This window comes from Sporosarcina sp. NPDC096371, assembly GCF_044762865.1.
Lineage (GTDB): Bacteria > Bacillota > Bacilli > Bacillales_A > Planococcaceae > Sporosarcina.
In genome coordinates this window covers 105,844-128,600 of sequence record NZ_JBIWFE010000002.1, presented here as the reverse complement: position 1 = coordinate 128,600, position 22,757 = coordinate 105,844, and the positions used below count along the sequence as shown (strand labels likewise).

20 protein-coding genes, 1 riboswitch and 1 other annotated feature are annotated in these 22,757 nt (G+C 40.2%); of the genes, 9 read left to right on the top strand and 11 right to left on the bottom strand.

Annotated features, from left to right (window positions below; all coding sequences use genetic code 11):
* Positions 1-348: 348 nt before the first annotated feature.
* Positions 349-1,425 carry a helix-turn-helix domain-containing protein gene (locus ACIQ0H_RS06565; protein WP_403412632.1) on the bottom strand — a complete coding sequence of 359 codons (1,077 nt, stop codon included), beginning with the start codon at positions 1,423-1,425 and terminating at the stop codon, positions 349-351.
* Between the two features lie 285 nt (positions 1,426-1,710).
* Between ACIQ0H_RS06565 and ACIQ0H_RS06560 the strand changes: the two genes are divergently transcribed.
* On the top strand, positions 1,711-2,151 hold the full coding sequence (locus tag ACIQ0H_RS06560) for a DUF6147 family protein (RefSeq protein WP_403412631.1): 441 nt from the start codon (positions 1,711-1,713) through the stop codon (positions 2,149-2,151).
* 25 nt (positions 2,152-2,176) lie between these two features.
* On the opposite strand, the gene ACIQ0H_RS06555 is transcribed toward ACIQ0H_RS06560, so the two are convergent.
* Both ACIQ0H_RS06555 and ACIQ0H_RS06550 read right to left on the bottom strand, forming a co-directional pair.
* The gene (locus ACIQ0H_RS06555; protein ID WP_403412629.1) at positions 2,177-2,935 is read right to left on the bottom strand and encodes a DUF4367 domain-containing protein; all 759 of its coding nucleotides are present in this window, start codon (positions 2,933-2,935) and stop codon (positions 2,177-2,179) included.
* A complete protein-coding gene (locus ACIQ0H_RS06550; protein ID WP_403412627.1) occupies positions 2,928-3,518 on the bottom strand; it encodes an RNA polymerase sigma factor in 591 nt (196 codons plus the stop codon). The genes ACIQ0H_RS06555 and ACIQ0H_RS06550 overlap by 8 nt, the downstream gene beginning before the upstream one ends.
* A gap of 594 nt (positions 3,519-4,112) precedes the next feature.
* On the opposite strand from ACIQ0H_RS06550, the gene ACIQ0H_RS06545 reads away from it, so the two are divergent.
* Positions 4,113-4,940 (top strand): carbonic anhydrase, encoded by an 828-nt coding sequence (locus ACIQ0H_RS06545; RefSeq protein ID WP_403412626.1) that lies wholly within the window; start codon positions 4,113-4,115, stop codon positions 4,938-4,940.
* 832 nt (positions 4,941-5,772) lie between these two features.
* Here the strand turns inward: ACIQ0H_RS06545 and ACIQ0H_RS06540 are convergent.
* Together ACIQ0H_RS06540 and ACIQ0H_RS06535 are read right to left on the bottom strand one after the other, a co-directional pair.
* On the bottom strand, positions 5,773-6,330 hold the full coding sequence (locus ACIQ0H_RS06540) for a cysteine hydrolase family protein (protein ID WP_403412625.1): 558 nt from the start codon (positions 6,328-6,330) through the stop codon (positions 5,773-5,775).
* A 177-nt stretch (positions 6,331-6,507) separates the two neighbouring features.
* Positions 6,508-6,675, top strand: a riboswitch (M-box (ykoK) riboswitch).
* Positions 6,631-6,846, bottom strand: a complete 216-nt coding sequence (locus ACIQ0H_RS06535; protein ID WP_403412623.1) for a hypothetical protein — start codon at positions 6,844-6,846, stop codon at positions 6,631-6,633. It overlaps the preceding riboswitch by 45 nt.
* A 47-nt stretch (positions 6,847-6,893) precedes the next feature.
* On the opposite strand from ACIQ0H_RS06535, the gene mgtE reads away from it, so the two are divergent.
* Positions 6,894-7,886, top strand: coding sequence for a magnesium transporter (gene mgtE / locus ACIQ0H_RS06530; RefSeq protein ID WP_403412621.1), 993 nt, complete (start codon positions 6,894-6,896; stop codon positions 7,884-7,886).
* A 1-nt stretch (position 7,887) separates the two neighbouring features.
* On the opposite strand, the gene ACIQ0H_RS06525 is transcribed toward mgtE, so the two are convergent.
* Positions 7,888-8,382, bottom strand: a complete 495-nt coding sequence (locus tag ACIQ0H_RS06525; RefSeq protein ID WP_403412620.1) for a hypothetical protein — start codon at positions 8,380-8,382, stop codon at positions 7,888-7,890.
* A gap of 246 nt (positions 8,383-8,628) precedes the next feature.
* A complete protein-coding gene (locus ACIQ0H_RS06520) occupies positions 8,629-10,110 on the bottom strand; it encodes a YcdB/YcdC domain-containing protein (RefSeq protein ID WP_403412619.1) in 1,482 nt (493 codons plus the stop codon).
* Positions 10,111-10,296: 186 nt separating this feature from the next.
* Here ACIQ0H_RS06520 and ACIQ0H_RS06515 point away from each other — a divergent pair, with 186 nt between their 5' ends.
* The 5 genes from ACIQ0H_RS06515 (at position 10,297) to ACIQ0H_RS06495 (ending at position 14,781) form a co-directional block, all read left to right on the top strand.
* On the top strand, positions 10,297-10,965 hold the full coding sequence (locus ACIQ0H_RS06515; RefSeq protein ID WP_403412617.1) for a response regulator transcription factor: 669 nt from the start codon (positions 10,297-10,299) through the stop codon (positions 10,963-10,965).
* The gene (locus ACIQ0H_RS06510) at positions 10,962-12,308 is read left to right on the top strand and encodes a HAMP domain-containing sensor histidine kinase (RefSeq protein ID WP_403412615.1); all 1,347 of its coding nucleotides are present in this window, start codon (positions 10,962-10,964) and stop codon (positions 12,306-12,308) included. The genes ACIQ0H_RS06515 and ACIQ0H_RS06510 overlap by 4 nt, the downstream gene beginning before the upstream one ends.
* A 113-nt stretch (positions 12,309-12,421) precedes the next feature.
* Entirely contained in the window at positions 12,422-13,336 is a 915-nt protein-coding gene (locus ACIQ0H_RS06505) for an ABC transporter ATP-binding protein (protein WP_403412613.1), read from the top strand.
* Entirely contained in the window at positions 13,336-14,046 is a 711-nt protein-coding gene (locus tag ACIQ0H_RS06500; RefSeq protein WP_403412611.1) for an ABC transporter permease, read from the top strand. Before ACIQ0H_RS06505 ends, ACIQ0H_RS06500 begins: the two co-directional genes overlap by 1 nt.
* Positions 14,047-14,781, top strand: a complete 735-nt coding sequence (locus ACIQ0H_RS06495) for an ABC transporter permease (RefSeq protein WP_403412610.1) — start codon at positions 14,047-14,049, stop codon at positions 14,779-14,781.
* Between the two features lie 290 nt (positions 14,782-15,071).
* Here ACIQ0H_RS06495 and ACIQ0H_RS06490 read toward each other — a convergent pair whose 3' ends face one another.
* The 3 genes from ACIQ0H_RS06490 to ACIQ0H_RS06480 all read right to left on the bottom strand — a co-directional run bounded on the left by ACIQ0H_RS06490 (position 15,072) and on the right by ACIQ0H_RS06480 (position 19,083).
* Positions 15,072-15,488 (bottom strand): VOC family protein, encoded by a 417-nt coding sequence (locus ACIQ0H_RS06490; protein ID WP_403412608.1) that lies wholly within the window; start codon positions 15,486-15,488, stop codon positions 15,072-15,074.
* A gap of 572 nt (positions 15,489-16,060) precedes the next feature.
* Positions 16,061-17,500, bottom strand: coding sequence for a proline--tRNA ligase (gene proS, locus ACIQ0H_RS06485; protein ID WP_403412606.1), 1,440 nt, complete (start codon positions 17,498-17,500; stop codon positions 16,061-16,063).
* A 79-nt stretch (positions 17,501-17,579) separates the two neighbouring features.
* Positions 17,580-17,796, bottom strand: a binding site (T-box leader).
* A gap of 45 nt (positions 17,797-17,841) precedes the next feature.
* Entirely contained in the window at positions 17,842-19,083 is a 1,242-nt protein-coding gene (locus tag ACIQ0H_RS06480; protein WP_403412605.1) for an MFS transporter, read from the bottom strand.
* Between the two features lie 270 nt (positions 19,084-19,353).
* On the opposite strand from ACIQ0H_RS06480, the gene ACIQ0H_RS06475 reads away from it, so the two are divergent.
* Positions 19,354-19,569, top strand: coding sequence for a hypothetical protein (locus ACIQ0H_RS06475; RefSeq protein ID WP_403412603.1), 216 nt, complete (start codon positions 19,354-19,356; stop codon positions 19,567-19,569).
* Between the two features lie 63 nt (positions 19,570-19,632).
* On the opposite strand, the gene ACIQ0H_RS06470 is transcribed toward ACIQ0H_RS06475, so the two are convergent.
* Entirely contained in the window at positions 19,633-22,725 is a 3,093-nt protein-coding gene (locus ACIQ0H_RS06470) for an efflux RND transporter permease subunit (RefSeq protein WP_403412601.1), read from the bottom strand.
* Between the last annotated feature and the right edge of the window lie 32 nt (positions 22,726-22,757).

Sequence of the window (22,757 nt, the reverse complement as noted above, 5' to 3'; positions counted from 1 at the left end):
AATTATCTATTTTAATGTTCGTTAATATGATGTTCTGCTTATGTTGATTGGAGCGGAAGGCGGCGACTCCTGCGGGAACAGCGCGAGCTGAAGCCCCCGCAGGAAGAGCCGTCACGTAGAACGGCTTTTGCGACCAAAAGCGAAGCGTTGGGAGCAGCGAAATAGATGCCTTAATTTCTGAAAAAAAACGCAGAAATTAAGGCAAATCGAACCCTGCGCTGTTCGATTGGCTGAAGCCGTGCCCGCGGAAAGCGTCCGCCTGAAGCGCAAATCAACCTTATTCGGACATTAAGTCGAATATCTCTATTATAAAATTGATTTTAATTTGATAAATTTAAAGCAAAAATCTCACTTCATTTTATTAATAAGCTCTATATATTGCGAATCTCCGTATCCTATTGTGGGGAAAAGATCAAATAACCTATTCATTAATTCCCCTGTCGAAAGGTCTATATTTTTGGAAATATATTTTACGACTTCATTATTTTCTTTTAACATATCCAAAAATATATCTATTGCCTGATACATTACTGGAAGTAATTCATTCGATGGCTTTCTATGGTTTATCAATACTTCTTTGTATACAGAATAATATTCCCCTAATTGAAGCTCCGTTTGGCTGACTTTAAATTCATCCTCTCTAAAGCTATTTAAGAATACTTTACCTGTGTATCCGGACTGTTCAAGGTAGGTAAGAATTGTGAGAAGGTTCATCTGACAAAACATGTCTTCACCAAACCATAGAACGATATATTTATAATCCTTCTTAAAAATAGTATCTAAGGGAGCAATCACCTTCTCGATGTAGCTTTCCACTGACACATGATGTCCTGATGCTCTTGTTTGAATAAACTCGTTGTCAAAAACTTGTGTCGTAGTCGCATGTACACACATCGCTTCATTAAACGGTACATAATCAGAATCTCCCATCAGTTTTTCTGCTTCAAACTCTTCATACATCACTTGACCATTCAAAACATTAAGTACATCTTTGTCAAACAGTTCTCTCTTCTCATTTTGTAACTGTTCAACCGCATTTTTTCTAGACATATACACGCTACCCCCATCCTCGCTTTGATCGATAGTAAGTTTAACAAATGACTGTACAGGCAATTTATTTAGTTGAAATTCTCGTGGATTTATACCAAAAACCTTTTTAAAAGCTCTACTATACGCCTCTTGAGACGAATAGCCATAGTCAAAAGCAATTTCAATTACCCTACGATTGCTCGCTAAATCTGCTGTAGACAAATAGAGTCTTCTTAAAAGAACGTAACGCCTAATACTTATCCCCGTTACCTGATGAAATTTAAATGAACAGTAATAAGGGGAATATCCCATGTAAGTAGCCAATTCATCTAGTGAAAACGCTTTGTTTAAATGTTCTTCAATCCAATCTATCATCAGCTGTATGTACTCATTCATTCGTCTCACCCCTGAATAGAAGTATAAGTGCTATCCTTTTCTTTCTTTTGATAGTTCTTGTGGCTATCAAAAGAAAAAAAGCCTATTCAAGGGCAATTCTTGAATAGGCCTTTTTACTTTCATTTCAGTAGGATATACCCACTCATTTATGATATTTCTCATCAACATAGACGGAACAATTCTTATGTCCTGTTCGTTAATATTTGTAACGACATTTATAGGGGTGGAAGGAAAATGAAATTACTCAACAGGACTATATTAATACTACTATTTTCGATGGTAACAATGAGTTGGACCGCGTTCGAAAGTTCGGCTGCCGAAAACGAATTATCACTTCCAACAGAACCACCGATTATTTCAAAAGATGATTTTGCGGACGAAGATTTAAATCCCTTCGCCACCCAGTACGTCAAAAACGGCTATTCATCCATCGAACTTTTAACAAACACAACCCTTAAAGTAAGCGGGAATACGAGTGCTTATACTTCTGTAGACACGATTAGGGTGACACTTTACCTACAACAATGGAACCCATCCAAAAAGCAATGGGTAGATGTGTTAACAGTTGGACCCGCTACAAATTACCGTTCTAATTCCATATCATATTCCAAACAAGTTAACGTAATTAGTGGCTACTCTTATCGCATCAGGGCACACCATGATATCATCCATAATGGCATCACAGAACGATTAACAAGCGTTTCCAATCAAATCAGTGCAGACTAAACGGGGGCCTATAAAGGCCCCCGTTTTACATGGATTGTGCCATTTCAACAATTTCTTTTTTAGTCAGTTTCCCCTCAATATAAAGGTAAGACGTTTGCGTCATCCACGTTATTCTACGTACGCCATCCTTAAACGATAGTATATTTGCCGTTTGGCCATTGATCGATACTTCTTCCACTTCAGTGTCTTCACTGTCCGCCGCTGCCCCAAAAGCATATTGCCCATTCAACTTCTTTTCAGCTACGATAAATTCGCTTTTCCCCTTCACATAATGCAAGTAAACCTCATTACTCATTTGTTCCCCTTCTTGCATGACCATTACCTTATCCAATCGAAATCCAGAAGGCACTACAGGAACATGGATTGTAAAATCTGCTACCTTTTGCGCTTCCCTTAGATCCATCTCCCTCATCACAGGTTCCGAATCTTCAATGACAAAAAAACCAGACTCCTCGCTTGGATTGTCAATAGGCTCACCTGACCCTCCAAACACTTGCACAACAGAGCCTTGCACCTGGTGGAATATCTCACTCCACCGACTATGAGCTCCACCTTCTTGTGGGTACGCAGCAACACCGAGTACCATGAAAATAGAGGCCACAGCTAGAATAGCCTTTTTAGGAAGGCGTTTCCCCCTGGAAGACTGACGGATTTCTCGACGCGCTGTCTCCATCCTTTCCCATGCCTCTGTACTAGATAATGTCGGCGGTGGGAATTCCATCATGTCTTCTTCTAACGACTCCCGAATCAGCTGGTCTAAGTTCTGTTTCTTCTTGTTAGACATTCGACATCACCTCCATCAATTCAGGTTGTTGCTCAATCGATTCTTTCAACTTCTTTTTTGCACGAAACATTCGGGTTTTCAATGTCGATAATTTAACACCCAATAGTTCGGCAATTTCCTCGTATGTTAAATCGTGATGATAGAATAAGATGAGTACTTCCTTATGATCCGGCTTCAACTTATCGATTTCCTTAAGTAGCAATTCCTTCACATAAGCTTTTTCAATGCCTGTTTCCACCGTCGAAACATAATCTATTTGTGTTGCATCTGGCTCTGTATTTATATAGACGTCCGAAGTCGTAAAATCATTCCATCTTTTTAAACGTCGAAGATGATCAATTGCAGTACGTGTCGCAATCACTGATAGCCAAGCACCCAGTTTTTCAACATCTTGAACCGTTTGTAAATTTTTAAACGCTTTCATAAACGTCTCTTGCGCAATATCTTCTGCCAAGTTCTGGTCCTTAATCACTTGATAAGCGGTGTAATAGACGCGTTTATAATATTGTTCAAAAATGATCCGCTCTGCCTCGCTATTTTGCTGCTTGCTTTTCCGAAAAATATTTCCCAACAACTCTATCACTTCCTATCTTCCCATGCATATAAGTCTATCTATCACCGATCAAAAAAATCAATTATTCTTATTATACAACAACTATTAAGTAATAACGAAAGTCATAGCAGTTCGCTTTCATTTCATAGATAGACTAAAGTATTCCTACAATTGGATAGACATTCCATTCCGGCTATTCTAAGCTTCTCGCCAAAAGAAATTACTGCTATGAGAAGGCTATTAGTCATCGTATGACCAGGTGTAAGAGCTTTCAAGTATTCACTTTTTTATAATCAAAAAAGACGCATCTCTTGCGCAAATATGCGCATTGATCGTCTTTTGGATTCTCGCCTGTTTAGTTTTTTAGATACACTGATCCCTCGGATTTTTTCACTAGCCACTTTGGTGACGTTCTGCCTTAATCTGCTCGTCAAATGACGGAATTTGCAGAGATGTATACATAAAACTATTTACCTCTAATCATTTCTACAAAACGATATTGTGAGAGTGTTTAGAAAAAAATTATTACAAGGAGAACTGTTTTTATTCTTACTGAATGATGTATACTATGAAATCTATATTATTTAATTATAGATTTCAACGAAAAAGGAGACGTACAAAAACATGAAGAAAAAAATTATTTATCCAATTTTGTCGACTTGTCTTTTGTTATCACTAGCTGCTTGTTCTTCTGAGACAGCCGATGTGCCGAAAAAAGAAAAGGTTCAAGAAGAGACGCAAACACCAGAGGTTCAACCAGCTCACTGGTCCTATGAAGGGGAAACCGGTCCGGAATATTGGGGCGATTTAGATCCTACAAACGCTGTCTGCACGAACGGCCAGGAACAGTCTCCGATTAACATCGAGACGGCAAAAACAGAGAAAGACGACGAAGTTGAGGAGCTGAAATTTAATTATGCCCCAACAAACTTTTCTTTAGCTAACAACGGCCATACGATTCAAGGAAATCCAGCAGCAATCGATAATTCCATTGTCGTAGACGGAGATGAGTACAAGTTAGCTCAATTCCATTTCCACACTCCGAGCGAACACCAATTTAACGGCCAGAGTTTTGACATGGAACTGCATTTAGTGCATAAAAGCGCGAATAATGAATTAGCTGTTATTGGTTTAATGATTAATGAAGGTGCGGCTAACCCTGCCTTAGATCAATCATGGAAAGTTCTTCCTAAAGAAGTAACAACTGAAGATGTAAAAGTAACCGAGGCAATCGATTTAATGGGATTATTGCCAGAAAATAAGCAAACTTTCCGTTATGAAGGCTCTTTAACTACTCCTCCATGTTCAGAAGAAGTTGAATGGATCGTCTTGGAGCAGCCAATTGAAATGTCTAAGGAACAAATTGATTTATTCCGTCAAATTTTCGAGGACAATCATCGCCCAGTTCAGCCTTTAAACGACCGTGAAGTAGAAATTGAACCTAGTATGTAATCAAAATCGCTGAAACGATAACAAAACAAACTTGTATCGTTAATGATCAAAAAGTCCATCGACTAGACGTCGATGGACTTTTTTGAGGATATGGAGCTAATATGTTTTCAGGGAATTCATGCGGCATGTATCTTAGGTTGCAGAACATCTGTTCTCAGAACTGTTTTATTCTATTACTCAATAAGAAAAGCTGCCATGTAAAAGCACCTTTTCTCATTGACTACAGCTACCCGTTAGCCATCCACAAAGCGCAAAGATCAGCACTTCACCACAAAATATGAAAGGTGATTAATAAAAGATTTATGGTCAAAACAATCCCCCAAAAATTATTCAAGTAATTTGTTCGTTCATTTATTTAACAATATGTCTCGCTTGCTGAAAACATGTTGAACAAGTATTTAGATTCGCTACATGGGACCACGGAATCGAACGCTGAACGACCTTGTATACGCCATACATACCAGGTTCACATAACACCAGTTCTCAGTAGTTAATCACGCTCCACAATCCCTTATAGCCCCTCACACCCCCTATCGTCCTTACCGTTCCTTATGCAAGATAAATAATACATCTTTGATCTAACGGGATTTCTGGTGAACGCCAGGCCTGTCTATACGAATAAATGTACATAACGCCTTGGTAAAAAGAATAGAAAATAGCAGAAGTCGAGTGGCCAAACACAAGAAACTTATTGAGCAGAGCTGGTGTATTGCTTATGCTGACGGCACTGTTTCGATGAGGGGTTACAAGTATTTTTTCCGAGAGTAAAGCGTAAGCTCCTTACTCTCCATTTTTTGTTACTTGCATAATTAAAATAGCAGAAACAGCAATCCTATTGAATATCACTTACTAGCTGCTCAGTTGTAAGTACCGTCGCAAATTCCTCATGCAAAGTAGCTAAAGAAATAGCATGCAACGTCTCGGCATCATAATATGTATCATTTTGATCCTTCATACCAAAAGCTGCGGTTGCGTCAGAGATAAGATACGTTTCAAAGCCTAAATTCCCACTCATCCTTGTCGTTGTCGACACACAATGAGGCGTGGTCAAACCGGTTATGACAACCTTTGTGATGCCATTTGATTGTAAAACCTGTTCTAAATTCGTGCCTATAAAACCGCTATTCACTTTCTTTGTAATGACGATTTCTTCTTCCAAAGGCTCGACCAAATCTTTAATAGCAAACCCCTCGTTCTCTGGATGAAACAGAGAGCCCGGATTATCGGACAAATGTTGAATGTGTATGACCTTCCAGCCCTTTTCTCTCCACAACGTTAGCAACTTATTAATATTCTCTTCTGCTTGGGGATTGTTTCGCTCACCCCACTTGTTATCATCAAAAGCTTTTTGAACGTCTATTATTACTAATGCCGTATTTTCTTTATTCATAAAAACACCTCCTGGGTTTTTAACCGAAATAAGAATAATTTTACTACTGATTCTAACCTATCACATCTGCCATTTAAAAAAGAATATATTCCCTTATTCAAATACCCAGTAATCCCCAGTAACTTGACAACTTATTAGATGACCTGTATCGTGAATATGAAATTGATAATTAAATTAGGAATTCCTCGTTAGGTGAGGCTCCTATATGGAGATACGCTGCTGCCCAGAAATGTCGAAAGACACCAATGGGTCAACAGGAACCATCGACTTAAGGTGGTTTTTAATGTAGCTGGATGAATTTCATCCTATGCCATATAGTGCTAAAGCTCTACGAAGAGGGTTTATTCGATTATATCGTTTTTGTGTTGAACACCCTTCTTTGTCGAGGGGTGTTTTTTCTATTTTTCTAGAGTACTTTTCATGAAAGGAGGTGATGGGGATGTCCAGTTCAACAAGTTCAGAACCCCCCAGTTGTTTAAGATCCATTGCACGACAAATTAAAAAGAATACGTCCATCCCCTTCACCTCTTGAAGAAGTGGACGTACTAAGGAGGTCCACTTCTATGGACAACATGACAAACGGTGTTTTCAAACAGGAAACGACCGGAACACTTATGAAAAAAGGATATATCGCCCTGCAAGAAACGTACACAGCCGAACAAGCCATTTCACATCTCCGACAAAACGTACAAGACAAAACAAATATTCACTACTTGTATATTCTTAATGTGGATCATCAATTAACAGGTGTTTTGTCTATTCGGGAATTGCTTGGCACTTCGGATGATGAGTTAATATCGAATATTATGATGACAGATATCGTTTCATTTCCAACGGATTTAGATCAAGAAGATGCGGCTAGAGTTTTCCGCGATAAAGACCTCGTTTCGATTCCCGTCATCAATCGTACTAAACAGCTTATTGGTGTCATTCACGTCGAAGATATTTTAGATGTAATGCAGCAAGAAGCAGATGAGGATATCGAAAAACTTTCCGCCTCTGGAAAAGAAATTGACTTTAGAACAAGTCCTTTCGTTGCGGCTTGGAGACGATTGCCATGGCTTATTTTGTTACTGTTCATTGGATTGATTTCGGGTGGGATTATCGAAAAATTTGAAGCCACTTTAGAAGCAGTCGTTGCACTAGCCTTTTTCATGCCCATGATTGCAGGAATGACTGGAAATACAGGTACACAATCACTGGCAGTTGTCGTCCGTGGTCTTGTTTCAGAGGATCTAAATTTCAAAAAGTCCATGAAGCTTTTATATCGAGAATTGATTGTCGGCATAATCATTGGTGTAACATGCGCAATTGTCATTGCAGGGATTGCATTTATTTGGCGCGGGAGTTTAACGCTCGGCCTTGTCGTTGGCTCTTCGCTACTTGCTACACTTATTATCGGAACAATGGCAGGCACCATTATTCCACTTCTGTTATACAAATTTAAGGTGGACCCTGCCGTTGCATCAGGTCCACTCATTACTACCATTAATGATATTTTGTCTCTTCTCATTTATTTCGGGATTGCAACGATGTTTATTTCGAAATTGATGTGAATCATGACTCTATCTTATTTTCCATTTTGAATACTTTCAAAATCTGATAACCATCTGACGGGCGTCCCGCAAGAGGTCCCATCCATTTCGGATAGACAATCGGGATGCTCGTACTGATAAACATGGCTAAATTAAAGGACATGATTCCATTTGAAAAGTTCTTTGTTCCAAAATGCGTTAAATCAGCTGAGACGAAAAACGCAGTGACTGCCAACAAAAGAGATGCCGCTGGGCCGCCCGCTAACCTCATAATTCGTTGAAATCTTGATAAATCGTCATTTCTTGTATCCCATGTACAAAAGCCAAAGTAAGCCCAGCGGATATGGAAGTGCATTCTCCCCATTCGAAAGTTTTCCTTATTTGACGCATCAAGTGGACCGAGGTAAACACGTGCATTTCCTTTCGAAAACAGTACAAAACCAATAGCATGGCCAATCTCATGCAAAAGCACAGATACCGGGATGCCGATTAAGTAAATTAGTAAAAATGAGACCATTTTCCATTCCCCCTTGGAATCTATACGCTGGCCAAGCTTTGATAGTTTAACAATATTTCTTTAGAAACCAAAAAGCCCCACTCGACGAATCCGAGGGGGATCTGGCGAAAATTCTGCTCTTTTTCAAAGAATGACCCGAGAATCAACATCAAGAAATACGCATTACTATGCCTCGTTTCCTTACCTTCCTAGTTCGTTCGTCAATAAAGAAAAGTATTTTCCGCATAGACACTTGCAAATACCACACTAGTACTCTTTAGCGGAAATAACTGCACCAGTCATTGCATCGATGTACCGGATAGTAGTTCTGGAACTCCGGTTGCACGCTTGATAAGTAAGAAGATAGGATTCCATGTCGCTATCATAATCTTGTTTCCACGCTAATTCAAAATCCAACTGATTCATAAAGGCTTCACTTGCTTCATCTTTCGAAATAGCCGGTTCAATAGGGAGTTCGCTCAGTTTTTCTATACCAAAGCTTGGTCCGCTATAATGATCAATCTTACCCGTTGTACGATTCACAGCAACCATCACCATGTCCAATTGGACGGGTATTCCGTGCCCATTGTGCATATGAAATACGAATGATTCCAGCGTCCTCTCATCTTCCTCTTCTTCTCGTACAATCAGTTGCAGATAATCACAATAATCCGGGATCATCATCTGCAGAAATTCAGTAGCTTTTTGATAGCATACTTCGTGACTCAGGTAGAGGTCACCCTTTCGCTCTTTAAACCATGCAAAGCTCCTGACGTTACCCGTTTCTTTTGAAACAAATGCTTTAACCGTGTCCTCCGTCTGCCGCTTAAAAAAACCATCCACCGATAAATCCTGTTCTGTCATCTCCCAGTCCCGCTCACGCCACACAATGCCCGTTTCCTCCCCCATATCTACTTCTCGAATAATTTCCATTCGATCAGAAATACCCACCACTTCTTCTACCGATAATGGGGTGCGGATAATTGGTTTCGCCGGTGCGGTCAGCGGGACATACATTTGAGCGACATCTTCGTCATGTTCATGCGTTAACGTTGGCTTCAAAACGTCCGCTTTATAATCCATGCAATCTTGTACCGGGTCATACACAAGTCGAATCCCATCTTCTGCTACATCGTAAAAGGAAGAATATAAATTCGTAATCTTTAGCTGAAAATCTAACCTACTTTTCACATGTTCAATCAAAGCCTCTTTTGATATCAAGGTAGTCGGTATGTCAGGAATTTGCTTCACACCGTAATATGTAAAATTCACTATATTCCCTGCGGAGTCAACATCCATAAAACAACCTGCCTGATCTAAAGGGATCCCCATTACGACTTGTCCGAACTCAAAACGAATAGCCGGAGTACGTTCTGTTGTTTTATACAAAGTTAAACTTTCCAACGCATTGGGATAATGACTGATTAAGAATTGCTCCGCTCTCTTTCTTTTTTCTTCCGTATTTAAAAATACCGTATTGGCGGTATCCGCAAGTATATCCGTCGATAAACCCGTCAAATTACCCTCCAAATCTAGATTGACAGTAATTCCTTCCTCTCGCCCTTCGTCTGACCATGAAAAAACAGCCTCCCCTTGTCCATTCTCTCCCTCAAAACGTTCTTCAAGGATGGGTTGAAAATGAGCAGGTAATTGGATCATCGATAGCGCACGAACCCTCAATTCTTCTTTCAGCAAGCAAGCCACCTCCAGGTTCTTACTATTTAACTTAATATTCCAATCATAATCCATCTAATGGAGTTCTAACAGCGTGAATATATGCGTTGTCCAAGCTTTCAACAAGTTTCAACATACTTTTCCGAATAAAAGGGAACTACTTCCCACTTTAATGTTTTCTCATATAAGATATAGTATAAGAATAAAAACAAAAGATTCAAAGATTTAAAGTAAATCCAAATGACAAAGGTGTGGAATGTTATGAAAGAAATTCTATATATCGAAGATGACATAGAGATTGGCACTATCGTCAAAGAAGACTTAGAGCAGCGTGGCTATGTGGTGCGCTGGCTCACTTCTGGTGAAAAAGTCGAAGAAATGCTAGGGAATGCTAAAGTAGTTATTTTGGATGTAATGCTTCCAGGACTTGATGGTTTTACAATTGGACAACGCTTAAAGCACAATCACCCCGATGTATCGATTCTGATGTTATCAGCGCGCACGGCTGTTGACGATAAACTGCAAGGGCTACGTTTTGCCGACGATTATGTAACCAAACCTTTTCATCCAGAAGAACTCGCCGCAAGGGTCGACGTATTATTCAGGAGAAATCAACATGCACTAACTAAAGAAATTCAGTTGCATCATCTAACTGTCAATATGACAGAAAACCGTATTGTAAAAAACGATGGGGAAGAAATCTTTTTGACAGCTAAACAGCATCAGATTTTTATGTATTTATTACGCCATCCCAATCAAATCTTAACAAAAGAACAACTTTACGAGGCTGTATGGGGAGAGGCTTATCTAGAGGGCGATAAAACTTTGATGGTCCACATTCGTTACTTAAGAGAAAAGATTGAAGTGAATCCGAGTGACCCCAAAATCGTTGAAACGATTCGTGGCATCGGCTATAGAGTGAAACAATGAAAAAGCTAAAAAATTCTTTACTACTCCAATATTTGTTGATCATTCTCCTGGCAACGACGATTATTCCTATAACTATTCCTGTGTTGTCGATTATTTTTTATAACGGTATCTCTCAAGAAGAGTCACCCGATCGTTATTATAATGGCACAGACTTAGAGAACATGTGGCATCAGACAGCCAAAGGGTTAGCAGGCGCTTCTGAAGAACAAATCCACAGTAAACTGAAGGAATTAAAGAGTATTTATCAAGAGTCATCTATCTACTGGGTGGATGGCACAGGACAAACGAGAGACAAATTTCCGGAATCCCTATCGATTCCTAATCAGTGGTCAGCCTCGTTTGCGATTGACTTTATAAAGAAAAATCGTGGGAATACAATCGATCCATTTACCGTTGTCGCATTTATAGGGAACAATCCAGATGATGGCTTTATGGTGTTACAACTACCGCGCGCAGATATGGTCAGTCCAAATGATTTGGTCGTCAAAAGTTATAATTATATTTTACCAATTGCCCTTTTATTGATTTTCATGCTTTTTATATTAATTTCTATGCTCTTTTTTTATCGAATTCGTAAAAGACTGCTTCATTTACAAGAGGCGATGGTAGTCCCCGAAGCCAATGGGATCCCATCGACCGTCGAGGTGACAAAGGAAGACGAAATCGGGCGCCTCGGTCAGTCTTTCAATCGCATGATTCATGAGTTAGAAACAAGTAGAGAGCGTGAGCAAGAGGAAGAAACACTTAGAAAAGAGCTCATTGCGAATTTATCGCATGATTTGCGAACACCCCTGACAACCATCCGCGGACACGCCTATCGCTTAAAGAAGGAGTCACTTAGTCCAACAGGGCAGGAATCTTTAGATTTCATCGATGAAAAAGTAAGTTATATGGGAGAACTCATTGAGAATTTACTCTCCTACACACTATTGGCGTCCGGAAAGTATCCATTCCATCCGGAGACAATCGATATCAATCGGCTCATTCGAACTTCTTTCGCCGCCTGGTATCCCGTTTTTGAGAATCTTCATTTTGATATCCAATTGAATATTCCTGAGAAAAAATTGCTATGGGAAGTGGATCCGCAAATGTTCCACCGTGTATTGGATAACTTGTTTCAAAATATTTATCGCCATGCGAGAAGCGGGCAGTTTGTGGCCGTACGAATCGAACATGAAACGCTTATAATCGAAGACTACGGTCCTGGCATGAAGGTGAAATCGAATCAACAAGGGGTTGGAGTTGGTCTCTCCGTTGTTTCCTTAATGCTCAAGGAAATGCAGCTGGACTGGACGATTGAGACAGATGAACGAGGTACCAGGATGATGATAAAAAAATATTGAGGAGGTAGGCGCATTCTCGCCTGCCTCTTTTTCCTATTTTTAAACAAAATTTAAACTTCACCCTCCCATCGTTTTAACCTTCGAGCACTAAGATTAAAAGTGAGGTGAGGAAAATGAACGATTTCATTATTGAAACGAAGAAGTTAACGAAGAAATTTGGTTCAAGAAGAGTAGTCAATCATGTGGATCTACAAGTGAAGAAAGGTGAAATTTATGGGTTTCTAGGGCCTAATGGTGCCGGGAAAACAACGACCATTCGAATGCTTTTAGGGCTTGCTCGCCCCACGCAAGGTTCGATTCAGATTTTCGGCAAAGATATACGAAAAGAAAAGCTATCGATTTTAAAGAAAGTGGGATCACTTGTTGAATATCCTTCTTACTATGGGCATTTAACAGCATATGAGAATTTGGAAGCCGTTCGTATTTTATTGGACGCACCGAAGTCTAGAATTGAAGAAGTTCTGTCAATCGTGCGCCTTACGAATGACGCAACGCGGCCAGTAAAGGGATTTTCGTTAGGTATGAAGCAACGTCTTGGCATTGCGACCGCCTTACTTGGCAATCCCGAATTACTCATTTTAGATGAACCAACAAACGGACTTGATCCGTCTGGTATTATCGAAATTCGAGAACTGATTAAAAGCATGCCAAAGGAGCATGGTATCACAATTGTTGTATCCAGCCACCTCCTGTCAGAAATTGACCAAATGGCGACACAGGTAGGCATCATCGAAAAAGGACGAATGATTTTTCAAGATTCCATTTCGGCATTAAGAGCGCAATCTACAAGCAAAATTAAAATAACCGTTAATGACGCGGAGTCGGCTTGGAAGACCTTATTCACACATGGCCATACAACAAATCTCAATCAAGACAAACTCGTCATTGAAAATGGCGCGGACCAACAAGTTGCTGACATCGTGAAATCCCTTGTTCAAAACGACTATTCCATTTACAGAGTAGAGGAAGAACGTAAATCACTAGAAGAAATCTTTTTAGAGCTAACTAGTCAGGGAGGCGAATTGTGATGGCGCGGATTATGGCCTCTGAATTCCTAAAAATCAGGCGCAAAATGATCCTTTTTCTCGTCTTCCTGGGCCCAATCGGAGTCATCAGCTTGGAGGCTGTCAATTTCGGGGTCCGGTACGACTGGCTTACAGGCGTCTATAAGGAGGATTTATGGGGAGGGTTGATTGGCGAAGTTTCGATGCTGTCTATTCCTACGATTCTCATTGGACTAACGATACTCACATCGATGATTGCCAATATTGAGCATCAGACCAACGCCTGGAAACAACTACTGGCATTGCCCATTTCAAAGACAAAGGTGTTTACGGGGAAAGTGCTACTCTCTTTTTGCTTGTTATTACTGGCTTGCTTATTATTAGCAGGCGGCACAATCCTACTTGGCCTTTTACTGAATTTCGGAACCGATATTCCATTTCTGTTTTTACTAAAGATGTGTTTCTACCCATGTCTCGCTTCACTCCCATTTATTATTTTACAAATTTGGCTTGCCATTACACTAAAAAACCAGGCATTGCCGTTAACTATAGGGATTATTGGGACCATGGTATCCATGTATGCGATGAACTTTCCCGATTGGTTGCCATGGAAATGGCCCCTGTTAGTAAATGAATGGGATCAGCCCATTTACTCTGTGATTGCTGGTCTCGTCATGGGATTACTGCTCTATTTCATAAGTCTCCTAGACTTTAATCGAAGAGAGGTGAAATAAATGGGAAGATTATTTCGTTCTGAATTTCTCAAATTACGGAAGTCTTCGATTTGGCTGCTGATTTTCGTGAGTCCCCTATTATCAATATTATTGGGCCTGAGTGAAGTAGATGCAATAAAGGAACTTGAACAACAACAGTGGACGGCTACCCTGGGCGCTATGACGATTAGCCACGCTATTCTATTTTTGCCGTTATTAACGGGGATCTTTTCAAGCTTTATTTGTCGCTATGAGCATGCCGGTGGAGGTTGGAAACAACTACTGTCTCTACCCGTTTCTAGACGACAGGTGTATATTGTGAAAGTTCTTATCGTCATTTTTCTTATCGCCCTAACACAACTGTTGTTTATCAGCTGCCTATTCTTCATTGGCTGGATGAAAGACTTTTCTACTGCAATTCCATGGGGGATTATCTTTTCAAGTGTGTTTGGTGGGTGGCTAGCGTGTATGCCGTTGATCGCTTTACAGATGTTCGTGTCAGTTGCATGGTCGAGCTTTGCTGCTCCGCTTGCCGTCAATGTCATTTTCACGATACCAAATATGCTAATCGTGAATTCCGCAACTGTTGGTCCTTATTACCCTTGGGCACAGCCATTCTTAATGATGATGCCAAATTCCAGTGAAAACTTTGGCGCACTCAACGCTTCAACCGAAACGCTTTTGATCGTTATTTTGGGGAGTCTTCTGCTGTTTTTAGGCTCTGGGCTTGGTTATTTTTTGCGGAAAGAAATATGAACGACCACTTGTTGTCACCACGTTTACCAATGGGGTAATATTTAATATAATGAAGAATAAAAAGCCTAATACCTCCTTCTTTTTAGTAAGGAATTAGGCTTTTGATCCTCCACAATCGCGCCCGATTGTGGAGGATAATTGCTTAAATCTTATTCAAATCAAGCCTCCTTTACTCTAAGTCCATTACTTCACAAATTTCTAATCTGTAAAAGATAAAAAAAGATGATACCTTTTAAGGCATCACCCCTTAGAATATTAAACCTGAATAAACTAACTCTAAACCTTAAAGTTTATTCTTGATTAATTGCACTTTCATCAATATAAGCAACTTCCCATAAATGACCGTCTAAATCCTGAAACCCCCGTATATACATAAATCCATGATCTTGAGGCTCACTAAAAGATTTACCACCAGATGACAGCGCCTTATTTACTAACTCATCCACTTGATCCCGACTTTCAGCTGAAAAGCTGAGAATTGCTTCGGCAGAAGTAGTAGTATCCACAATTTCCTTCTTACTAAAACCTTTGAATTTTTCTTCAACCATTATCATAGCAAAGATATTGTCACTGATAATCATACAAGATGTGGACTCATCGGAGAATTGTGGGTTGAACTCAAAACCTATCTCCTTGAAAAAATTGGTGGACTTTTTCACGTCTTTTACTGATAAATTGATAAAGATATTTTTGGATGTGAATGCCATTTTTTATTACCTCCCGTGAAATTACTGGCGAGAATGCCATGCCAATTAAGTTTTTCATTTAAAATAGCCCGATTGCTGAAAAACATTATCAAAAATCTCATTTACTAATGGTTCGTTTCAGTTAACGGAACACTAGTTCTTAATAATACCACATATTTAATGTGTATGGAAGCACCACATTAAAATATCTTGCCCTTTTATTTAATTAATAACCACCTATTTCTCGTAATAATTTTTCTTTATTTTATTATGCGTATATCTTATTGCCTGAAAAAACTCCTCCACAATCTGGCCCGATCGTTGAAGGTTTACCTCACTGGAAATTATATAAATTATCGCGGCAAGTATAACATTTGCAACCCAGAATATGTATGGCATTTCAACTTTAATCATCCAGAATAATTGGGGCCGCAATCAAAAGCTGAAATTATTTATAGCAAACGAAAAACAGATGTCAGGAAAGCTTTTTCAACATTTATTAGCAGCAAAATCCTAATTTCCTTCATCCATAATAAATCCACCCATGAAAAACGCTCCACTCGATTGGATCCGAGTGGAGCGTTTTCGTATTCTTAGTAAGCGCGGCCAAACCACACTGTATGTTTCGATTCTTTCCCACAATTGATGCAGTTAGACTTCTCTGCTGGTGGATTGAATGGAATGTTGCGTGTCGTGAATTTCGTTTCTTCTTTCACTTGTTCTTCACAAGCATCATCTCCACACCAACCTGCAAGGATCCATCCTGGGATTTCTCCTTTTTCAGTTGAATCTGCGATGTGTTTTGATAATTGCTCAATGGAATCGACATGCGTATGTGAATGTTGTTCACGGAATGCGCGTGCTTTTTCGAGTAGACGCGCTTGCATCGTCACTAGTTCTTCTTCGATGCGCGCCACAATTGCAGAAAGCTCGACAGCTTCTTTTTCGCCTTCGTCACGTGCTTTGATCAATGCTTGGTTATTCTCTAAATCACGTGGGCCTAGTTCAACACGAACAGGAACACCTTTTAGCTCCCACTCATTGAATTTATAGCCCGGAGATTGATCGGAATCATCCAAACGCACACGGATGCCTTGTGCTTTGAGTGCTGCAAAGATTTCATCTAGTTTTTCCATAATCGCAGGATTCTTCTTCCATGGTCCTACAGGAATTAGCACAACCTGTGTTGGTGCAACACGTGGCGGCAAGACAAGACCCTGCTCATCACCATGCGTCATAATGACAGAACCGATTAAACGCGTAGACGTACCCCATGATGTTGTATGAACAAATGCATGCTTGTTTTCTTTATTTAAATATTTAATATCAAAAGCTTCCGCAAATTTTGTACCTAGGTAATGTGAAGTTCCGGCTTGAACAGCTTTGCCGTCTTTCATCATCGCTTCGATAGAATACGTATCCACAGCGCCTGCAAAACGTTCAGATGGTGTTTTTTGACCGTCGTATACTGGAATTGCCAGTAACTCTTCGACCACTTCTTTATAAATATTCAGCATTTGCATTGTTTCTGCGCGTGCTTCTTCTTCATCTACGTGAGCCGTATGCCCTTCCTGCCATAAAAATTCAGATGTACGAATGAACGGCAGTGTTTTCTTTTCCCAACGGAACACGTTTGCCCATTGGTTGATTAACACAGGTAGGTCACGGTAGCTCTTAATCCAATCGGAATAGAGATGACCAATCATCGTTTCAGAAGTTGGACGCAGTGCTAAACGCTCTTCTAATTTTTCACCTGCTGCTTCTGTTACCCAAGGAAGCTCCGGTGAAAAGCCTTCGATATGATCCTTCTCTTTTTCAAAAAACGACTCCGGAATGAGCATAGGGAAATAAGCGTTACGATGCCCCGTTTCTTTAAAACGTCGATCCATTTCCGCTTGAATATGCTCCCAAATTTCGTAGCCGTCTGGTTTGAATGCGATACACCCACGTACTGGTGTGTAATCCATTAGATCCGCCTTTTGAATCGTGTCGATATACCATTTCGAAAAATCATTTTGCTGTTGATTGGTCATTAATTTCTCCTCCTTATAATAAAGAAAAACGTCTCGCGCCCGAAATCTGGACATCAAAAAAGCACAAAGATATCCTCATATAAAGGACGTCTTTGTGCTGAATGGACGTGGTACCACCTTAGTTTAGCCTGCATGGATGCAAGCCCTCTAAAACGTTTGATAACGAAAACGACTCGGTTATGTTGGCATAACATCTCGATGGTAGGTTTCAATAAGAAGGGGTGATATAGCTCTCAACAGTCGCTATACTTTCTGTGTCACAATTCTTATTTACTTAGCCACTTCAAAGATTTCATATTACTTATACTATATCAAATATGCATGATTCATACAATCCGCTCTTAATTATCCACTAGCCTATTCCCAGCCATTCTCTGTTCAAGCGTTTTTTTTTCGCCTTTTTTACCAATTACTTTGCCGTAGCGGTAATAGACAAATGCCGCGGCCAGGAAACCGGTAATTGCTAAGAAGGCATCAAATATAAAGATGATTGATATGTTGCCCATTTTCGACAATAAACCTGTAGCAAGCGGCATGACGACGGAGGCTAATCCCGCGGCCGTAGCCACAATTCCGGTCACCCGCCCTTTTCGTTGCCAGAACAGTTCAGCCATAATAGCAATCGCTAGTTGGAAGACTCCTGCAGTCGACAGACCGATAAAAAATGCGGCGATTGTGGCAACTACAGGAATTTTAATCGTAAGAATTGTGATGATTGCCGTACATGTAATGAGCGGGTAAATCAGTATAACGGTCACTGGGCGTATGATTTTCTTTAAGAATACCGCCAACGTCAGTACCGATAGGAGTGAACCAATACTATAAAAACTCAATAACTTGAGCGAGCTTGCCGTCGACAACCCAAGCACTTGCTCGCCGTAAGACGGTAGCCAAATCTGTGCGACTGTGAATAGGCCTGTTGAAGTAAAGCCGATAACAACAAGTGCCAGTCCTTCTTTTAAAAATTCAGGCTTCGAAACGAACAACTTGTCCGATTCGCTACCCGACTTCATTCCACCCACTTGGGCAATGCGATGATCCGGAAAAGAAACCGGCAGTAAAAACAACATCGTTAGGATATATAGAGCGGCAGGTACAAAAAATGCAAAGCCGTAAAACAGTTCCTGTTTCGCAAAAAATAGAATCATGAAGGGCAGAATCGCCGTTCCCGATGCCATAAATGCTTTCACCATCACACTCGCCGATCCTGCCGACTTCGGAAAAACCTCTATCAAGCCCGGATAAGACCCCGCATCCATCGCTGAATTTCCCACCCCAGCCAAGAATGCTAGCAGAAACGCAATCTGATAACTCGGCGCCAATGGTACGAAAAAGAGAAATAGCCCCATCACCAATCCGGAAAAAATGATCAACGGTTTTCTGCCAAAACGGTCCGATAACCTACCTGCAATCGCATAGGTGAACAACTTTCCGATTCCGATTGCGGCAATAATATAACTAATCCCCGCGCTATCCGTATCCCACTGGTCCGTTAACGAACCCATATTCGAAATCAAAATGACATTAACCATTCCGAGTAAAAAGTAGTTCATATACATGCCTGTCGCTGCTCTACTGTGCATTTCCAATAACTCCTTTTAGCTGTCGCAACCCGTTTGAAGCCATTTTCAATCCACTACCATGATAACTCCGACTTTATAGAATAATTTAAATATTAATCGATTACCCTTGAAGTGTCCACCTTTTATGAGAAATTTTCCCGAAACAGCAAAGTCGACCTCTCACCAAATTCTTATGTTCGTCTCATAGGTCTTTCATTTTCAAGCGTTATTCTATAATTACAGAACGACGCGAAGACATCAGATTAAAATATAAAAATGGAGGTTAAAGTCATGTTCACTAAACTTCAAATGATTAAATCATTTATTCAAAAACAAATTCATGATCGATTTTCTTATACAATTTGCTATGAAGGAGTTGTCTACCAGGGTCTTTATGACACGGCATTCATGAACTGGTTTAACCCCAATCCATTGAGTAAGGAAGAAATACAACAAATCCAAAAAGTGAAATCCACTATAAATGCTAGACTGCAAAATCTGATTTAAATATGTTAACCAGTCAGAAAAACAGCCCTACATGAGGAAGTATCCTCGCGTAGGGCTGTTTGGTCAGTCTTCTTCTGTATCAATACGGTTTTTCTTGAACAGCTTAGATAATATTTCGTAAACGATTGGCACAATAATCAATGTCAATAACGTTGAACTGATTAAACCACCGATTACAGTAATACCAAGCCCTTTGGAAATCAGACCGCCACCGCCACCGCCACCTGAACCAATTGCTAATGGTATCAAAGCACCGATTGTTGCGATTGCAGTCATTAAGATAGGACGCAGACGTGTTGCACCCGCTTCAAGAACCGCTTCACGCATTTTCAAACCTTCGCGCTCCATACGGATAATACGGTCTACAAGTACAATCGCGTTCGTTACAACGATACCAATTAACATCAATAGACCCATCATAACCGAAACAGAGATCGTTTCACCTGCGATTAATAAACCAACAAATGAACCAATAACCGCAAATGGTAATGAAACTAGGATCGCAAATGGTGCGACACCCTCACGGAATGTGACAACGAGGATGAAGTACACGATTGCAATTGCCGCTAGCATCGCCACAATCAATTGTGTAAATGCTTCTGTCATATCCGCAGCAACACCTGCAACTCCGACAGTCACACCTTTCGGTAGATCCAATTTATCAATTGCCTTATCTACTTCTGATGTAGCTTTAGAAATATCAGCATCCAAGATCGTTCCTGAAACCGTTGCGTTATATTCCCCTTTGCTTCGAGTAAGCGCATTGAGCGTTGTTCCTTGCTCAACGTCTACAAGCTCAGAAAGTTTCATCGTCGTCCCAAGCGCTGTCGGTACTTCAGTTGCCAATAGATCGTCAATCGATTTCGGCTGTACCGCTTCCTCTTGTTGAACAATTACTTTTAATGAGTTACCGTCTTTGTCAATCGTCGTTAAGACATCTTGCGTTCTCGTCGGGTTTAACATCATGACAATTTGCCCCGTCGTTAACCCATACTGTAGTAATTCATCTTGCTCTACTTTGAGTTTGTACTCAACGTATGCATCTTTTGCACTTGAAGAAACATCTTCAAGACGTTTGTTTTCGTTCATAACGCCTTCTACCATTTTTACAGCTTCATTTAGTTTATCTAAATTTTCACTGTAGAACGTGTAGCTAACTTCATTTGAAGTTGCTCCCATAGCACCAAAGTTTTGGGTCTTCCATTCGCCTGTTTGACCAATGTTAAACACATAGTCTTCAACTTCTGTACGAGCTTCTGGGAAGTTCTTCATGTCCGGATCAAAGATAAGGAACATTAACGCACCATTTGAACCTCCGCCCATCATTGCAGACATCGGGTCTCCCGCTTCCGTAACAGACAACTGGACAATATCAATATCGTCACGCTTTAATAGCTCTTGTTCTACAACTTCAATGTTCGCTAACGTATCTTCCATTAACTCGCCCGTCTCTGGCGTATACGTTAAGTACATCACTTTTTCTTCTTCACTACCCATAAAGCTAAAGCCAATTAACGGCGTCAGCGCCACACTTCCAGCTAATAACACAACTGAAATAAGTGAGGTAATGACTTTATGGTTTAGTGTCCAAGCTAGAATACCTTTGTACCATGTTGCTAATTTACCAACCTCTTTATGGTGGCTTTCTGTTTTCTCACTATATAATTTCTTCCTAAATAAGAAGTGAGATAATGCTGGAACGATTGTAACGGCAACAATTAACGAAGCACCTAATGCAAACGTCATTGTTAACGCAAATGGCATGAACAACTCGCCGATCATACCACCAACGAAGATAAGTGGTGCGAATACCGCAACTGTTACTAACGTTGAAGACATGATTGGTTTAAACATTTCAAGCGTCGCTTCGCGTACAAGCGCCCGACCCGATAATTTCTCTGTTTTCAAATGCAGTCGACGATAAATATTTTCAACGACGACAATGGAGTCATCAATAACACGACCAATAGCAACCGTAATCGCACCGAGCGTCATAATATTTAGCGTGATATCCATCCAGTTTAGTAGCAATAAAGCCATGAAAATCGAAACTGGGATAGATACGATTGAAATAATAGTTGATTTGAAATCGCGTAGGAAGAGAAGAATGATGAGTATCGCAATTCCCCCACCAAATAACGCTTTTTCAATCATTGTTGAAACCGATTTTTCAATTGGCGCACCTTGGTCAAGTGATACATCGACAACAAGACCGTCAATTGTTTTCTCTTCTTCTTTAACTAACTTCTTCACAGCGTTTACAACATCAACCGTATTTGCTTGTTGCCCTTTAATAATTTGAATGGCAATGGCATTTTCACCGTTTGTACGTGAAACCGATTGTACTTTACCGACAAGCTCAACTGTAGCAATGTCGCTAAGTTTCACAAATGGTGATGGGTTTGTTGCAGTTGGTGTTACAGGAATAAGCATTCCCTTTAATTCATCAGCTGTCATGAACTTGCCGTCTACTGCAACAGCTTGCTCACCTTCTTCAAACTCGTACAGACCCAATGATACAGCTAGATCACTTGCTTGGATCATTTGCTTGACTGCATCTTGTGTTATACCAAGTTCAGCCATCTTTTCATCATTATACGTAAGTTGTACTTCTTCAATATGCTGACCTGTAATCGCTGCCGAGGCAACTCCATCGATTTTCTCAATCTTCGGGAGTAAGATTTCCTCAACTGTAGATGTTAGTTCAACGATATCCTCTGTCGTACTACTTACACTTAGCGCAACAACCGGCATCATATTCATGCTAATTGCCGTAATGGTTGGCGCTTGTGCTCCTTCTGGAAGAGACACTGCATCGAGCGCGGATTCTAATGCGCGTTTCGCTTCTTCCATGTCTATGCCATATTCATATTCCACTTGAATATTGGACATATTTGAATAGGAATTTGAATAAACGGATTTCACATGTTCAAGATTTTCTACAGCTTTCTCTAATGGCATGGAAACATCTTTCATGACTTGTTCAGGAGTGGCTCCTGGGTAGACATCCATTACCATTAAAAATGGAATCGAAATATCCGGCAACGTCTCTGTTTTCATTTTGGTACCTGAATAAATTCCAGATACAACAATGATAATTGTTAGCAACCATACTGCTAATTTATTTTTGAGGACAAAATTGACTAAACCTCTCACTCTTACACCTTCCCCTATTTGACTAATCTCAT